The organism is Cellulomonas sp. KU4C, from assembly GCF_056868065.1.
In genome coordinates, this window is record NZ_CP200322.1 from 787707 (window position 1) to 803322 (window position 15616).

16 protein-coding genes are annotated in these 15616 nt (G+C 68.6%); 14 read left to right on the forward strand and 2 right to left on the reverse strand.

The features are described from left to right. Window positions 1–228: 228 nt before the first annotated feature. The 12 genes from AC1VL8_RS03685 (at window position 229) to AC1VL8_RS03740 (ending at window position 11297) form a co-directional block, all read left to right on the forward strand. Entirely contained in the window at window positions 229–1443 is a 1215-nt protein-coding gene (locus tag AC1VL8_RS03685) for an MFS transporter (protein WP_483076180.1), read from the forward strand. A gap of 41 nt (window positions 1444–1484) precedes the next feature. Further along, window positions 1485–2528, forward strand: a complete 1044-nt coding sequence (locus AC1VL8_RS03690; protein WP_483074188.1) for an amidohydrolase family protein — start codon at window positions 1485–1487, stop codon at window positions 2526–2528. 5 nt (window positions 2529–2533) lie between these two features. After that, complete coding sequence (locus AC1VL8_RS03695) at window positions 2534–2974, forward strand: hypothetical protein (RefSeq protein ID WP_483074189.1); 441 nt, start codon at window positions 2534–2536, stop codon at window positions 2972–2974. After that, on the forward strand, window positions 2971–4146 hold the full coding sequence (locus tag AC1VL8_RS03700; protein ID WP_483074190.1) for an NAD(P)/FAD-dependent oxidoreductase: 1176 nt from the start codon (window positions 2971–2973) through the stop codon (window positions 4144–4146). The genes AC1VL8_RS03695 and AC1VL8_RS03700 overlap by 4 nt, the downstream gene beginning before the upstream one ends. After that, complete coding sequence (locus AC1VL8_RS03705; protein ID WP_483074191.1) at window positions 4143–5057, forward strand: nucleotidyltransferase family protein; 915 nt, start codon at window positions 4143–4145, stop codon at window positions 5055–5057. The genes AC1VL8_RS03700 and AC1VL8_RS03705 overlap by 4 nt, the downstream gene beginning before the upstream one ends. After that, the gene (locus AC1VL8_RS03710; protein WP_483074192.1) at window positions 5045–6214 is read left to right on the forward strand and encodes a glycosyltransferase family 4 protein; all 1170 of its coding nucleotides are present in this window, start codon (window positions 5045–5047) and stop codon (window positions 6212–6214) included. Before AC1VL8_RS03705 ends, AC1VL8_RS03710 begins: the two co-directional genes overlap by 13 nt. Further along, window positions 6214–7134, forward strand: coding sequence for an aminotransferase class IV (locus tag AC1VL8_RS03715; RefSeq protein ID WP_483074193.1), 921 nt, complete (start codon window positions 6214–6216; stop codon window positions 7132–7134). The genes AC1VL8_RS03710 and AC1VL8_RS03715 overlap by 1 nt, the downstream gene beginning before the upstream one ends. A gap of 1 nt (window position 7135) precedes the next feature. After that, complete coding sequence (locus tag AC1VL8_RS03720; protein ID WP_483074194.1) at window positions 7136–7678, forward strand: NUDIX domain-containing protein; 543 nt, start codon at window positions 7136–7138, stop codon at window positions 7676–7678. After that, a complete protein-coding gene (locus AC1VL8_RS03725) occupies window positions 7675–8838 on the forward strand; it encodes a glycosyltransferase (RefSeq protein ID WP_483074195.1) in 1164 nt (387 codons plus the stop codon). The genes AC1VL8_RS03720 and AC1VL8_RS03725 overlap by 4 nt, the downstream gene beginning before the upstream one ends. After that, window positions 8835–9548 carry an HAD family hydrolase gene (locus tag AC1VL8_RS03730; RefSeq protein ID WP_483074196.1) on the forward strand — a complete coding sequence of 238 codons (714 nt, stop codon included), beginning with the start codon at window positions 8835–8837 and terminating at the stop codon, window positions 9546–9548. Before AC1VL8_RS03725 ends, AC1VL8_RS03730 begins: the two co-directional genes overlap by 4 nt. Next, complete coding sequence (locus tag AC1VL8_RS03735; protein ID WP_483074197.1) at window positions 9545–10453, forward strand: class I SAM-dependent methyltransferase; 909 nt, start codon at window positions 9545–9547, stop codon at window positions 10451–10453. Before AC1VL8_RS03730 ends, AC1VL8_RS03735 begins: the two co-directional genes overlap by 4 nt. A gap of 211 nt (window positions 10454–10664) precedes the next feature. Then, window positions 10665–11297: a hypothetical protein gene (locus tag AC1VL8_RS03740; RefSeq protein WP_483074198.1), complete on the forward strand. Its 633-nt coding sequence runs from the start codon at window positions 10665–10667 to the stop codon at window positions 11295–11297. A 944-nt stretch (window positions 11298–12241) separates the two neighbouring features. On the opposite strand, the gene AC1VL8_RS03745 is transcribed toward AC1VL8_RS03740, so the two are convergent. Beyond that, a complete protein-coding gene (locus AC1VL8_RS03745) occupies window positions 12242–12808 on the reverse strand; it encodes a hypothetical protein (RefSeq protein ID WP_483074199.1) in 567 nt (188 codons plus the stop codon). Window positions 12809–12969: 161 nt separating this feature from the next. Next, window positions 12970–13197, reverse strand: a complete 228-nt coding sequence (locus AC1VL8_RS03750; RefSeq protein WP_483074200.1) for a hypothetical protein — start codon at window positions 13195–13197, stop codon at window positions 12970–12972. A 459-nt stretch (window positions 13198–13656) separates the two neighbouring features. Here AC1VL8_RS03750 and AC1VL8_RS03755 point away from each other — a divergent pair, with 459 nt between their 5' ends. Then, complete coding sequence (locus AC1VL8_RS03755; RefSeq protein WP_483076181.1) at window positions 13657–14565, forward strand: GNAT family N-acetyltransferase; 909 nt, start codon at window positions 13657–13659, stop codon at window positions 14563–14565. Then, the gene (locus AC1VL8_RS03760) at window positions 14519–15553 is read left to right on the forward strand and encodes a hypothetical protein (RefSeq protein ID WP_483074201.1); all 1035 of its coding nucleotides are present in this window, start codon (window positions 14519–14521) and stop codon (window positions 15551–15553) included. The genes AC1VL8_RS03755 and AC1VL8_RS03760 overlap by 47 nt, the downstream gene beginning before the upstream one ends. The last annotated feature ends 63 nt before the right edge of the window (window positions 15554–15616 follow it).

Genomic DNA, 15616 nt, shown 5'->3' on the forward strand with positions numbered 1-15616 from the left:
CCAGCACGAGTTTCGCGGACCCCACGCCATCTCCCGCAGAGAGCCTCAACGCACGAGGTGGGAGGTCCGGGAGCACCGAGGAGCGCCGTGGATCACCCGAACGAGTGACTGGAATCGCTCCCATGACCGCCACGGTCGCGGATACGTTGCTTACGGTCGCTGGAGATCACCGCACGTGGTCACCGCTGACCCGACGCTTCTGTCATGCAATTCGGGGGGCTTTGCTTGATGCGGCAACAACGCGCATCGGCGTCCAGTGCGGCATTCGTCGACGCTCTGGGCTCCGGTCTCGTCATGTCCATGACCGTCCTTTACTTCTCTCTCCTCACCGACCTACCGCTGGCCGAGATCGGATTCGCGGTGGCGGCGGCAGGAATCGCCGCGCTTCCGCTGGGGGTGCTCGGTGGCTGGTTGTGCGACCGCTACGACTCGCGTCTGGCGATGGTTCTCAACAACGGTCTCGCTGCCGCTGGATACATCCTGTACTTGGTGGCGGACAACTTCGTCCTGGTGTTCCTCGCATTCCTCCTGGTCGCGATCGGCGACCGGATCTACTGGGCCGCTTGGACCTCGTATATCCACGACCTCTCCGCGGGGCGCCCGTACGAGCAGCTGTTCGCGAAGCTCGAGTCGGCGAAGATGGCGGCGATGGGCGTCGGCGCCGCGATCTCGGCGGCAGTGCTGGCCGTCGGTGCTGCGACCGGAGCCCGCTGGCTCGTCATCGCGAACATCGTGCTGACCGTCGTCGCGGCGACGATCTACGCCCGCATCCCGATGCCCGAGCCTGTCGCTGACGAGCCGTCGGACGAGCCCGAACCATCGTCTCCGACCCGGATCGGGCGTCTCGTCCGCCAGCGCGGGTTTCTCTCGCTCACGGCGGGTCAGTTCTTCCTCGCTCCGATCATGGTGCTGCCCAACGTCGCGCTCTCGGTCTTCTTCGTCGACGCCTGGGGGATGAATCCTGCGGTCGCCTCGGTGCTCTTCGGCATCAACGCCGCTGTGGTCGCCGCACTGCAGAGCCCATCCTCGCGCCTGGTGCGCTTCGTCCCGCGTGCGCGTCTGATCGTGGCGGCATGTGCGCTGCTCGTCGCCGTGCTCGTGGCGATCGCCTTGCTCCCGACCCTCTCTGGCCTCGCCGCGTGGTCGTTCGTCGTGCTCGTGGGTCTCGCCCTGGCGGCGGCCGACATCCTCTACATGCCGGCGACGAACGCCCTGATGGCGGAGATCCCCCTGCGCGCCGTGCGTGGTGTGTCGATCTCCGTGTTCCAGACGTCGATGGCCGTGGGTATGGCGGTGTATCCGGCGACTCTCGGACTCCTCGACGAGCAGCCCAAGGCGTTGTGGGCGCTGACCTCCGCCTCGCTCGCACTCGGCGCGATCTGCTACTCCGTCGCTGCTCGGCGGGCGCCGGAGCACGTGCGCGTCTCGGAAGTCCGCTGCTAGTTCCTTCCACCAGCAAGTTTCGTCACGAGCAGGGGGTTCACATGAACGTGCTCATCCACACCCACGGAATCGGGGAGATCGACTACAGCTCGATGGCTCCCGGCGACCTCGCGGCAGTGGAACGCCACGCCACCGAGTCGGACGTCCTGGTGGTGCCGGGGGTCTTCCTGGCCCGTGAGTACCTGGACGTGCTCGAAGAGGTGCTGCGGCAGTACGACGCTGCTCGCGAGGATTTCCCGCACATCCTCGGGTTCTCGATCGAGGGTCCGTTGCTCGGCAACTCGGGCGGCGTGCCCAGCGCCGGTATCTGGATGCCGACCGCCGACGAGTGGCGCCGGATCGCCGCGCTGGGGCCGCTCGGACTGCGGTACGTGGTGATCGGGCCCGACGGTGGCGAGCTGGACGAGCCCCTCGGTGACCTCACGCTGGGCGGCGTGATCGAGCTGCTCTACGCCAACGGCGTCAGGGCTGCGCTCGGTCACTTCCAGCACGACGACCCGACCGTCAGCGCGCGGCGCACCCGGGAAGTGATCGCCTTCATCCGCGAGCGCTTCGGCAAGGCCAAGGGTTTGATCCTCACCGACCACCTCTACAACGACATGCCCGCGTACGTCGGGCACGCGTGGCGGACCGCCGAGCAGCGTGTTCACCGAGATACGGATCTCGCTCCGACTCTCCAGGCCGACTGGTCCACCACGGACCTTCACGAGCTCCTGGGCCCGGTACCCGCCACGCTGCTCGAGGCGGCCCGTGCCGGGGAGGTGCTGCCGTTCCTGAACTTCGACGGTGACCACGTCGACCTGGAGATCTGCAAGAAGACCGTTGAGTACCTCACACCGAGCAACCTCATCGGGATCACTGACGACACGCCGGTCAGCGTGCTCGCCGGGGAGGTCCTGCACCAGCAGGAGGACCACGGCCTGTGGTACCGAAGCGACGGCATCGTCGCGGCAGGCTCTGTCCCCTGGCGAGAGCAGCTGGACAACCTCGCCCGCATCGGCGTCGACGAAGAAGGCCGCAGAGCGATCTTCGATGACAACCCCCACCTCGCGCTGCGCCCGATCGGCGTCGTGGCGCAGCGGTGACCCGGGTGCTCCGGTCTCCGCTCACCCTCGCCCCGGGGATGCTGGGGATCGACGACGGCGCCCTGATCTGGTCCGGACCGTTCGGCCGCAGGGTCGTGCTGTCAGGGCTCACGCAAGACGCCGTGCTCGTGCGGTGCGGAGACCTGTTCGCGCTCCTCGGTCTGCGCTCCGCCGAGGCGATGACGTTCACCATCTCCCGTGGTCTCGCCGGAGGTTACGCCTGGATGCCCGCGCCCTCGTGGAGCCGTGCGCTCGAGGAGCTCGCCCGACAGCCAGCGCCCTCGTGGGCCGAGCTCACCCTCGTCGGCGAGTCAGGTCCCGAGTGGATCGTCTCGGTGCCTCACGCGGAGATCCAGCACTCCATCCGTGTGCTCGACGACGCTGGCGCCGCTGTCGCCCAGGTCCAGGCGCCCGGATGGCCGCTCACGGTGGACCGCTCGCGGTGAGCGGCCACGACGGACCCGCCGTGGTCGTCATCGGTGGCGGCTGCACGGGCCTTCTGGTGGCTGTCGGCCTCGCGCGCCTGGACATCGACGTGGTCGTCGTCGAGCAGCAGGCTCTCGGCGGTGGACAGACCGCGCACGCCCACGGCTGGTTGCACCACGGCCACATCTACGACGACATCACGGCGGACCAGGCGAGCGTCCTGCGCGCCGGTGCCGACCGATGGCGGACGATGGCCGAGCAGCACGACGTCCCGCTCATCTCGAGCGGCAACGTCGTCGCCTTCAGCGGCGCCGGGGAGGCCCGGAGTGCCCGACGTAGGTGGCAGCGCGCCGGGATCGACGACTACGTCGGCGCTACCGGCGACTTCCCCGGGCTCCTCACCTACGACACCGGGGAGATTGCTCTGAGCCCTGGCCGGGTCCTGCGACGGGTTGTCGCGGGGACAGCGGTGCGGGCGGTGCGCGGCAGGGCGACGGGCGTCACGCGCTCGGCGACCGGCCCGCTCGGCGTGGAGATCGACACAGGCGCCGCCGCTCGGCACGTGCTGCATGCCGACAACGTCGTCATCGCCGCCGGCGTGGGCACCGCGTCCTTCCCTCACGTCTCGGTCGGCCTCGGCCGAAGGACCGCTCACATGCTCGTCGTGCAGACGTCCGCGTCGCTTCCCGCTGCCTTCGCCTTCCCCGAGCAGCACGCCCTCGGCCTGTTCGCGGTCCGCCGCTCGCGCGGTGCGAGGGACACCTACCTGCTCTCCGGATTCCTGTCCTCGGGTCCGGCCGCCGATCACGGACTGCTGGAGACAGAGATGTGGCGACGCGCCACCGAGCCGGTCCTGCGCCGCTACCTGCCCACCGTCTGGTCGGATCCCGACGCCCGGTGGGGCATCTATCCCGCGGAGAAGCTCGAGAGCATCCGAGACGTCCCGCTCGGCGTGCCCGGCGCCTCGGTCCACCGGAGTCTCGACGACCGCATCGTCGCCGTGAACCCCGGGAAGCTCACCACCGCACCCGTGGTCGCCGACGACGTCGTGGCCACTCTGGCTGGCGTCCGCCGCGGCGGATGTGCGCCGGTTCCGGGGGCGATTCCGATCGACCGCGCCCCGTGGGCGCGCGAGGACTGGAGCCTGACACCCCTGGTGCGCCGCGACACGCTGTTCCGGAGGTCCGCATGATCGAGGTGCTCATCCTGGCCGCCGGCGTCGGATCGCGGCTCGACCCCCTGACCCGCAGCACCCCGAAACCCGCGCTGCCGCTCGGCCAGTCCACGATCGTCGGGCAGCTCGTCGCGAAGGCGCGCAGGCTCGGCGTCGCGTCAGTGCGTGCGAACCTCTACCACCAACCGGAACGCATGAGCGCCGCGATCCTCGAGGCCGCCGAGGATCTCCCCGTCGACGCGCGACGCGAACCGGCTCTCACCGGTCCCGCGGGCGCGTTGCACGCGTTCGACGACGTCCTGGCGAGCGCCGAGGCCATCGTCGTCATGTCGGGTGATCTGTCGTTCGACGACGAGCTCGGGCCGATGGTCGCCGCCCACCTCGACGCCGGAGCGCTGCTCACGGTCGCGACCTCGGAGGTGCTCGACGGACACCGGTTCGGGGTGTTCACGACGGGACCGGACGGCGTGCCGACCGACTTCGTCGAGAAGCCCGCGTGGGCGCGAGGTCGTCCGCACCGGGTGAGCGCGGGCACGTACGTCGTCGCGCCATCCCTGCTGGGAAGGATTCCCCGCGGGACGGTCTACGACTTCGGCGCCGATCTCATTCCCGAGCTCGTCCACGAGCCCGGGGCGCTGCTGACCCACTCGTTGACGGGGCAGTGGGACGACCTCGGGGACATCGCGACCTACCGCAGGGTCGCTCTGCGGCATGCCGCCCCGACGATCGTCCACCCGACGGCATGGGTGCACCCGACTGCGGAGCTCCGCGGCGTCGTCCACGTCGCAGCCGGCGCCCGGGTCGGCGCCCGCGCGGTCGTCCGCGATTCGGTCGTCCTTCCCGGCGCCGTCGTCGCTCCCGGCCAGCTGGTCTGCGACGCCGTCATCGGAACAGCATCCCAACGAGAGGAAGCCTCGTGCGCATCCTGATCCTCGCGCCCGCCTACCACCCGCACATGGGAGGCGCAGAGACGTACGCCCGGGTCCTGGCTGAGGGTCTCGCCTCACGGGGTGACGAGGTCACGGTCGTGACCGACGGCACCCGCACCGACACTCCGAGCGGCGCCGCGGACGGCGTCAGCGTCGAGCGTCTCACCGCCTTCGCCTCAGCCCTCGCGGACCGGAACAAGCTGCCCTGGGAGCAGATGGCGTTCGCGCTCACCGAGGATGTCGCCTCCGTCGTGGCCCCGAGCCTGCCGGACCTGGTCATCGCGAACAGCAACGACACTGCCGCTCTGGGACGGATGATCGGTGATACCTACGGTGTCCCGGTCGTCGGGGCGTTCCACGAGCAGGAACCGGAGAGCGGCCCTCTGGGACCGGGACGTGCCCGCCTCGTCTACCGCAGGCTCGAGCTCGACGGCTACCTCGCCGGCAGCGACTTCTACGCTCAGAAGGCCATCCGCTTCGGTGCTCCAGCGACGCGCGTCCACCACATCCCCCACGGCGTGGACACCGAGATGTTCGCGCCCGGTCCGTCCCGCTCTCCCGACGGCGCCTTCCGCATCACCCTCAGCGGGCGGATCGCCCCCCGCAAGCAGCAGCACCTGGCCGTCGAAGTCGTCCGTCGCCTGCGGCATGAGCGTGGCCGGGACGTCGAGCTCGTGCTCGCCGGCCGGCCGCACTCCTCCACGGTCGACTACGCCGAGCGGATCCGCGCGGACGTGGCCCGGGCGGACATCGCCGCCCACGTCCATCTCCTCGAAGACCTGGGACTGCGCGACATGCCTGCCGTCTACCGGGAGAGCGACCTCGTCATCCAACCCAGCCTGGCCGAAGGTCTGGGTCTGGCCGTGCTGGAGGCGATGGCGTGCGCGCGCCCGGTCGTCGTCGCCGACACCTCCGGGCTCCGCGAGGTCATCCGCAGCGTCCAGCACGGCATCCGGGTCGACCCCACTCACGTCGACGCGTGGGTCGACGTGGTCGAGCACCTCATGGACCACCCCGACGACGCCCAGGCGATCGCGCAGAACGGTCGCGACCTCGTCCTGCAACGGTTCACCCGCGACCGCATGATCGCGGACACCCGGAGGGTCCTCGCGGCCCTCGTGGAGTCCTGGGCCTTCCCCCGAGGATCGGAGTACTGATGACATCACCCGCTTCCCGCGAGCAGAACGGCTCGCTCTGGATCGACACGTCGCTCGCGTCCTGGGACCGCGCCACAGTTCCCGTGATGAGCGATGCCGTGCTGCGAGCGCTGTCGGTCTTCGACGGCTTGATCGCCGTTCGCGACGAGGGGGCCGCTGCTCTCGTCGCCGCCCACGCGCACACCAGCCGGCTGCTCCGCAGTGCGCGCGTCATCGACCTCGACCACACCTTCACCGCCCACGACGTCCTGCGAGCGTGCCAGACGGTGGCCGACGCCGAGCTCACCAGCACCCGTACCGACGTGGTGTACGTCCGACCCATGCTGATCGGCGCGCCGATGAGCACGCAGGCGTCAGGCACGAGCCTCGTGGTCACAGCATTCGCGCAGCCGACGTACTTCGCCGAGGCCGTGGGCGCACGGCTCCAGACGTCTGCTTACCGACGCCCTCCAGGTGACACGATCTCTCCCGCGGTGAAGGCCACCGCGAACTACCACCTGACCCGGTTGGTCCGCCGGCAGGCCGCGCGCGCAGGCTTCGACGAAGCGCTGCTGCTGAACTCGGGCGGCCGGGTCGCCGAGGCCGCGGGGTCCGCGGTCCTCCTTGAGCAGGACGGCGCCCTGATCACACCCCCGACTTCCGAGGACTGTCTCCCCTCCGTCACGATCGACCTGCTCGAGCAGGTCGCTGACGAGATCGGCATCCCGTTCCGGCGTCAGCCGATCAGCCTCGCCGAGGCACACGGCGCGGCTGCACTCGCTCTGGCGGGGACGCTCACCCCGCTGACTCCCGTCGCGCAGCTCGACCACGTCTCTTACGGAGCGGGCGACACCATGACGCGGATCAGGGACGCGTATCTCTCCGCCCTGCGCACCCGCGTCAGCTGGCGAGACGCCGGTGAGCTCACGGAGGTCCGGTGACATGGGCGATGAGTTCGTCATTCTGGGCAGCGACCTCGCGCTGCAGACCCCCTGGTTCACCATCCGCAGGGACCGGGTCCGGTTCCCTGACAGCTCGACGGGTGATTACTACGTCATGGAGCGCACCCCGTTCGCTGCGGTCGTCGCCCGCGATAGCGCCCAGCGCATCTGCCTCGTCAGCGTGTTCCGCCATCCCGTCCGGGCACGACGCTGGGAACTACCGCAAGGCTCGGGAGCACCGGGAACGCCGCTGTCGGTCGTCGCGGAGGACGAGGTCCGCCAAGAGGCCGGCATCGTCGCCGCCCACCTGCGCCACGTCGGAACGCTCCACGAGGCGTACGGGTACTCCGACGGAACGTGCGAGGTCTACGTCGCCGATCACGGAGGTGACACGTCGCCGGAGCCCGAACCCTCGGAAGGTCTCATCGCGACCCGGTGGGTCCACGAGGACGAGTTCTGGTTGCTCGTCGGGTCCGGCGAGATCACCGACGCCGTGACCATCGCCGCCGTGGCGCTCGCGACGCATGACTCGGAGACACCGTGAGCGGGGAGTTCGGCTCGTCCAGCGCAGGAGCCCATCTCGCGGAGGCGCTCATCATGCTGGCCGAGCAGACGCCGCACCTGAACGACCACGCGTGGGCCGCGGATCGCGAGCGGTTTCAGCGGGCCGTCGAGGCCGGGCCCGCCGACGCACGGAACGCCGACATCGCGCGCCTCGTGGCGGCCGCCGCGACGGAGGAAGGCGACCGGAAGCATCTGGACGAGCTCGTCGCCGAGCTCGAGATCCTTGTCGACGGCTCCGACCTCACTGCCTCGGTGCGCGACATCGACGAGCACGTCTACACACGTCTCGCCCCGGGTGACGGTTCGGAGGACGGCGCCTTCGAGGTCTGCGACCCTCCCGAGAGCCCGATCTCCCGGCCGATGACGGTCGTGGTCCCTTTCCGAGCGAGCTCATCTGACCGCACCAGGAACCTCGCGGCGTGCTTGCGGGCGGTACGAGACGCCTCGGCGCACACCGGCGACGTCGAGATCACCGTCGTCGAGCAGGACACGGACACCCGGCTGCGTGACATCCCGCGCCACCTGTACGACACCCATCTGCTTGCCGTGAACAACGGGCCGTTCAACAAGGCATGGGCCGTCAATCTCGGGGTGTTCCGCTCGATGCACGACCGGGTCTGCGTCCTGGACGCCGATATGCTCACCGACGCGCGGCTTCTGACGACCGTCTGGGACCTCCTGGAGGACGCGGACCTCGTGGTGCCGCATCGGCGGGTCATCTGGATGGACCCGTGCTCCACGCGTCGGACTCTCGAGGCGGCGCAGCGCCCCCGGGAGCACCGTGCGGCGTTCCGCTACGACGGCGCGCGTGCCAGGGGGTTCGCGATCGAGGGCTCCGTCGGCGCCTGCATCGGGGTGCGCAAGGGCTTCTACCTGGACATCGGCGGTCACGACGAGCGATTCGAAGGGTGGGGAGACGAGGACAACGCGTTCTACCGTTTCGCCTCCGGACGCGGACGCACCGCACACGGCGACCACGTGATGCCTCACATGCACCACCCCCGTGCCGTCTCCGTGCGCCCCGACGGGTCCCGGCTGAACGAACGGGCCAGGCAGGTCGCCCGCCCGGCCGAGCAGAACGCCGGGTGGCTCCGCCGGTACACGCACGCTGCTGGTGCTGGCGCTGGGGACGCACGATGAAGCGTCCGCGCGCGGTCGCGTTCGACTGCGGAGGCACCTTGTTGCATCCCGACGTCCGGCTGCTGCGCAACGCGCTCGACAGCGCCGGAGTCATCTACCCACCCGAGGTGGACCTAGCAGCGACGTTGTCCAGGACCGGAGACGTGTCACGCTTCGGACTGCGCGACATCCCGTCGCGAGATGCGTTTTTCGACATCTGGGCGTTCATCTCGGGAATCCGCGATTCACGCGCCCCAGACGTCCTCCGGGAAGTCGCCCACAGCGGCGCGCTCTACACCCAGCTCGACATCGGCGCTGTTCCCACGTTGCGCGCACTCCACGAGCGCGGGCTCGCCGTCGGCGTGCTCGCGAACGACGACGGCGAGCTCAGCGACGAGCTCACGCGGTTCGGGCTGATCGATCACGTCGACGCGCACGTCTCCTCCCACGAGATCGGCTTGTCGAAGCCCGACGCAGAGCCCTTCCGTGCCATGAGCGAGCGCCTTCACACACCGCCGGGCGACTGCTGGTACGTCGGTGACTCGGTCGTCAACGACTACCTCGGCGCGCTCGAGGCCGGATACGGAGCCGCCATCACCTTCGACCCCTACCTCCGCAGCCGAGCACTGCCCGTACGACGCATCACCCACCTGTCCGCCGTCCTGAACCTCGTCGACGCGACCCGTGACTTCGAGATGGCGGACCACTCGGAACAGGAGATCCCCTCGTGACCGCTCCCGACACCGTCAACCCGAGCGACGTCGCCATGATCCGCTCGTACGCAAGGGACATCGGCACCAAGTACCACAATCACGGTGGGGCCTCACGGCGCTCCCGCCTGTGGACTCAGGAGAACGTCGACGAGGCGATCCAGACGGAACGCTTCCGCGACGACAGCCTCTACGTCTGGCAGCGCACGGAGGCCGAGGCCGAGCAGAGGCGCCTCGTCGCGTTCGCCGACCACCTCGCCATGGACGACCCGCACGACCTCCTGCACCGCTGCACGGAAGACGGCGCCTTCGGTGCGCACGTCGCGCGGACGCCCGACGGTCTCCTGGTGAGCAGGGACCTCCTGGACTCGATCGCCGAGATCTACGCCCTCGACCACAAGGTCGGCCTGCTCGGGCGGTCGCGCTGGCGCATCCTCGACATCGGAGCCGGTTATGGAAGGCTCGCCCACCGCATGGTCCAAGCGGGGGTCGACATCGAGAGCTACCTGTGTCTCGATGGCGTTCCCCTCTCGACGGCTATCTGCCGGTTCTACCTCGACTACCGCACGCTCCCCCCGGTTGTCCGGGCAGCATCGTTGACAGAGATCGACTTCGAGAACCCACCGCCGGCAGACCTCGCAGTCGCTGTGCACTCGATCTCCGAGATGCCGCTCGCCGCAGTGGATGCGTGGATCGAGCTCGCCGCCCGCGCGGGCGTGCAGCACGTGGTCGTCGTGCCCAACGATCCGGATCGGCTGCAGAGCACGGAGGCCGATGGTCGTCATGAGCCGCTGGCACCGGTCCTCGCCCGACACGGGTTCGAGCTCGAGTCCGATGAGCCCATGCTTCAGCGCGCACATCCGTGGTTGGCCCCTAGCGATCACCGGGGTGTACCGGATCGACTGCTCGTGTTCAGGCACGCATAGCGTCCACCGAACGCTGCGGTGACCGCGGCGACGACGGCTGTGGTGGCTGATCGAGGTTCGGGGAATGGCTCTACCGCACTCAGGCGGCAAACGACCCGGGACGAATTGTCCCCTGGGGCCTTACGTTCGACGAAGCCTCATGATCGTCGCCGCAGGATGCTCGCGGCAGGCTGGCGCGCCCCGCTGGAGGCGGGCCTCTAGCCTGCAACGTATGGAATCCGACGGCTCTGCACTCGAGCCGTGGCGAGCGACCCTGCTCCGGGCTGCCGCCGCGGCCACCACGAAGTGGACTGGGAACGCGCTACCGATCATCGTCAACAGGTGGAACGCCGGTCAGGCGCGGAGAGCCGAGCAGTTCATCGGCGAGCTGCAGAGCGAGATCGACGAAGACTCCTTCGGGCGTGCGATGGATCGACCGGAGACCGACGCCATGTTCGGCTGGGCGCTACGCGCCGCTGCCGACACCGGTGTCGCGGCGAAGAGGCGCATGCTCGCTCGCGTTGTGGCCCAAGCGATGAAGGACGACGCCAAGGTGGACGAGGCGCAGCTCTTCGTCTCCGCGCTTCGCGAGCTCGACGGTCCACACTTGCGTGCCCTTGCTCGGCTCAACGCGGCAGATCAGCAGGCTGAAGGGAGCGAGCGCGCCGAGGCGCTCAAGAAGGTCTGGGAAGCGGAGCCGATTCCCGTCCGAGCTACCCTCATCCGCACAGGGTGCAGCACGGCAACGGTGGAGAGCATCGCTCTGGACCTGATGTTCGTGCCCACCCCAACACCAGTGACTCAGTTCGGCCGGGACCTGTTGACCTGGATCCTCGCCGAAGACGTCGAGCGGGATCTGCAGTAGGCGACACGCGCAACGCTGCTCTCGCACGCCAGCCGGTCCGCCACAGGTTCCTCCCCGTGATGGGTCACACGATCGCTGCCGATCTCCGGTGCTCGTCGCCTGAGCTGGCGCCCCGCCGGACGATCAAGGCATGGACGAAGGCGCCGCTACGCACCCACTCTCCGCAGATCCGCGCCGGACTGTCAGTCCGGAAACTCTTCGTCGACGACCTCGGGGAAAGACCAAGGCGCCGAATCGGCCTCGGCCCAACGCTGCTCGTGCAGAACGCGTAAGCGGACGCGGGCCGGCTCACATTGGGGGGTCGTGGATCCGGGCGCGGAGGTCTCTGCCGTCGTCACCGAGCGATACCCTCTCCGGCAGCGAAGGAGCAACGGACGTCGACCCGGCAACGAGGACTGGTGGCGCCTTGCCCAAGACCCAGTCACGAATGAGTTGCACCTCGGTCGCTGGACTGACGGGCGCACGCCACGGCTCGGGTCGCTCGACAACGACCATTGCGCTCGATTTGAGGGGGATGAACGTCCCCCAAGTGCCCTGCGCCAGGACTGCGCCAACGGGGATCTCGCGCAGCGATCGGTCTTGCGGCAAGTACGGCTCCCCGAGTTTGGTCACGAGCTCGCGCGCCGCCATGACCCGGATTGAACGATGCTTGTCGGCATTCGAACACGCATGCAGGAGCTCGAGTGGATGGGCCCGCTCGGGTTTGACGTTCATCAGCGCGGCGAGCGCGGGGCCTAGTGACGGGACGCGTGACGGGGTCGTGGAACGGCTGCAGCCGTTCCACTCGTTCCCGGACCGGCCCATCCTCGGCGCCGAGGATGGGCACGCTCTTGCGAATCCTCCGCGCCCACAGGCCGCGAAGCTCGCCGCGTCCGCGTAAGTAGGCAGCTTCACCTGTACAGTGACCCGCTTGACGTGATGCCTGGCGCTTTCGTGCGTGGAGCCTAGGGCCGACTCTCCCGAGCGGCGGCGATCCTGTCCGCCGAGATGAAGACCGTCGTCAGGTTCGTGTCTTCGTGCCCCGCGGTCTGAGGTTCCCGCTCGACGACGGCCGGACCGTCCGTAGGTACCACCGCGTACGTCTGCTGCTCGAGCTCGGCGGAGCGGGCGATCGGTGCGTAGAAGTCCATCGGACCTGGTGTGACCTCGTCCCCGTCTCCGCCCTCGACGCTTGCGACGATCTTGGACACGAGCTCACTGTGCGACAACTTCGCCGACGCGCCGCCACGGGGCACCGCGAAGAGCGCAGGAAGCCCACGAGGGCCGCCGCAAACGTCCATGTCGTCCCAGAACTCGCGCCACTCGAGGAACGGGGACGGCGACGGCGGCGACCCGATGCCCGTCGCGACGAGCGGAGGAGTCAGCCCCGCGTACCGCTTCTCCATCGTGATCACGGGCACGGTCCCAGAGACGTCGATCGTGAACAGCGGCTCCTGCACCTTCGTCGAAACCGCGGTGCCGAGCGGGTACTTCACAGCAAGCGGCGCGTACAGCTCGTAGTCCGGGATCACGACGCACCATTGCCCGAACCACAGCGTCCCGGACCTGGTGAATCCAAGCTCGGTGGGGTTCGTGCCGCCCAGCCATCCGCTGGGTGCGCCGGGAGCGAGCGAGCCACGCCACATCGGTACCGGGAAGACGTAGTACGTCGGGACAGGGCTCGCCAGATATTTCAAGGCTGCGAGACCCGGATCTCGGCTTGATGCTCCTTCCCGGATCGGCTCGCCTCGGTCGTCTTGATCTCGAGATTGAAGACTTTGCCCGGTCCGCGGACAGGAAGCCGACCGACCGCGATGTCCTCCCCTTGGGTGGGCCACCACAGCCCCGCGAACGAGCGGTACCGGTACGCCGCATAGAGCGATGCCCAGTGCTCGAGAGTCTTCTCGGGGATGGAACGCACGTCAGCCTGCTTTCGGTCGCACGGTGGGGGCGGTACGTCGCAGCATCGCAGGGAGCGGTCACGTCTGTGCGGCTTTGGTCGGTCCTCACCCGTTTGCGTCCGCGTGGTTCTGACGGGTCGGAGAGATGACGGCTCAAGGGCGTCTGTGCAGGCTGGCGAACCGTCAACGAAGCATGCGACCGCGGTGCCCTTCGAGGAGGCATGTTCGGCACCTCCGCCGCCACATGCGCCCGCAGTAGGACCCCGCTGTCACTGCACCCGATTGGCGGACGCACCGTCGGGTTGACCAGCGGTACGAATCTTCTATGCCGCCCTCATCTCCTTCTCACGCGCTCGCGCTGGTTGCTCCAGAGGACACGGCCACGCTCGACGCGGTGATCGAGTTGGCGGACAAGAACAAAGCAACTCTCGGCCTGATGCCACGCGGCGCGTTTCCGGAAGCTTGCCGCCAAAGGCGGTCTGCTCACGAGCTACAGCAACGGAACGCTTGCCGGATACGCGCTGTTCTCGGTCGCGCGGGGGCGGGTCCGACTCATCCATCTGTGCGTCGCCGACGACCATCGCCGTTCCGGGGTGGCGCGGTCGCTGGTCCGACGTATCAGCGAGTTGCACCCGAACGTCACCGGGATCGGGTTGCGGTGCCGACGCGACTACACCGCAGCAATGGCGACCTGGCCCCCGCTCGGTTTCGTCCCGACCGGTGAGCGGGTCGGCCGGGGCAAGGATCAGACGCTCCTCACGCACTGGTGGCTCTCGCACCACCTCCCGGACTTGTTCTCGATGTCCGAGGCAGACAACGACATCGTCGTCGCGATCGATCACAACATCTTCATCGACCTCGTGCTCGACCCCGGCCGCCCAGGTGCCGAGGAGTCCCGGTGGCTGACCGACGAGTGGCTGCCTGAGCACGTCATCCTGAAGGTCACAAGAGTCTCTGCGAAGGAGGCATTGCAGAACACCGACGAGCGCGAACGTCACCGCCAGCTGCACACACTGAGCGTGTTCCCGACGCTGGAACACTCCGCACAGGACGCCGACGCTGCTGCGGAGCGATGGCGGGCCGCGGTGCCCCTGGTGCCTGACAAGGACCGCGCTGACTGTGACCACCTGATCAGTGCAGCGGCGGGCTCAGCCCGGATGTTCGTGACGAGAGACGACAAGCTCATCGAGCGGTACGCGGACCATGCGTACAACACGTTCGGGATCCGGGTCATCCGCCCGTCCGAGCTGACCCTCCACCTTGACGAGCTCGCGAACGGCGCTCGGTACCTACCGGTCGAGCTTCGCGGTACGAACTACCAGGTCAGCCAGTACGGCGCCGGTGCCGAACGAGAAGCTAGACCTGTTCCTTGCCAACAGAGCCGGTGAGCACAAGAACACTTACCATCGCATCTTGCGGGAGGTGGCCGGCGACGCGGACGCCCGACGGTGGTGGGTTCGCGCCCCAACCGGGGAACTCGTCGCCGCCTGGTCGTGGCGACCGGACCAGGCCGCCAACGCCCTCGAGGTGCCGTTCTTCCGCACCGTGGACACCCCGGCGGGAGCGACCCTGGGGCGGCTGATCTCGTTCCAGCTGCGTCAGGATGCCCGCCGCCACGGATTGACCTCGATCCGGGTGAGCGACCCAGCGCTGCCGTCGACGCTGCAGCACGACCTGAAGTCCGACGGCTATCTTCCAGTGCCGTCAGGATTCGCGGCAGCCGTGCTCGACGTTCGCGACCGCGAATCAGCAGTCACGATCTTGCCTGCGGCGCACGAACTACATCACGTCGTGCGCGACGCGATCGCCAACGCCTCAACGTCTGAGCGAGTGGCAGCGCTCGAACGGACCCTGTGGCCCGCGAAGTTCCTCGACACGGACATCCCGTGCTACCTCGTACCGATCCAACCCCGGTGGGCACGCCCGCTGTTCGCCCTCGACGAGACCCTCTGGGTCGACAGCGATCTGCTCGGCTTGAGCCGCGAACACGTCTACTACCGCTCGCCGCGAGCGAGCCCCGCTGTGCCGGCGCGTATCGCCTGGTACGCGTCGAGCAACGACGGGAAAGACCCGATCAGCTCGATCGTCGCGGTGTCGCAGCTCGTCGAGATCGACACCGCCTCCCCCGACGTGCTCTACCGCCGCTACCGACGGCTCGGGGTCTACCGGCGCGAGGACCTCAAAGGCCACGGACGGGCCGGGCTCGCATCCGCGATGCGCTTCGTCGACACGGAGCGCCTGCCTCGACAGGTGCCCCTGGAGAAGCTGCGCGAACTGCCCGGTGCGCACGAGATCGCGCACCTGCGAGGTCCTAGCCGCATCTCTCGATCACTGTTTGCAGCCATCTACGACCTCGGCACGCGACCTGCGTCGTGAAGCTTACCGTCGATCACCTCACGCGAACCGTCAGGAACTCCATCACCGCTCAGGCACCTATCC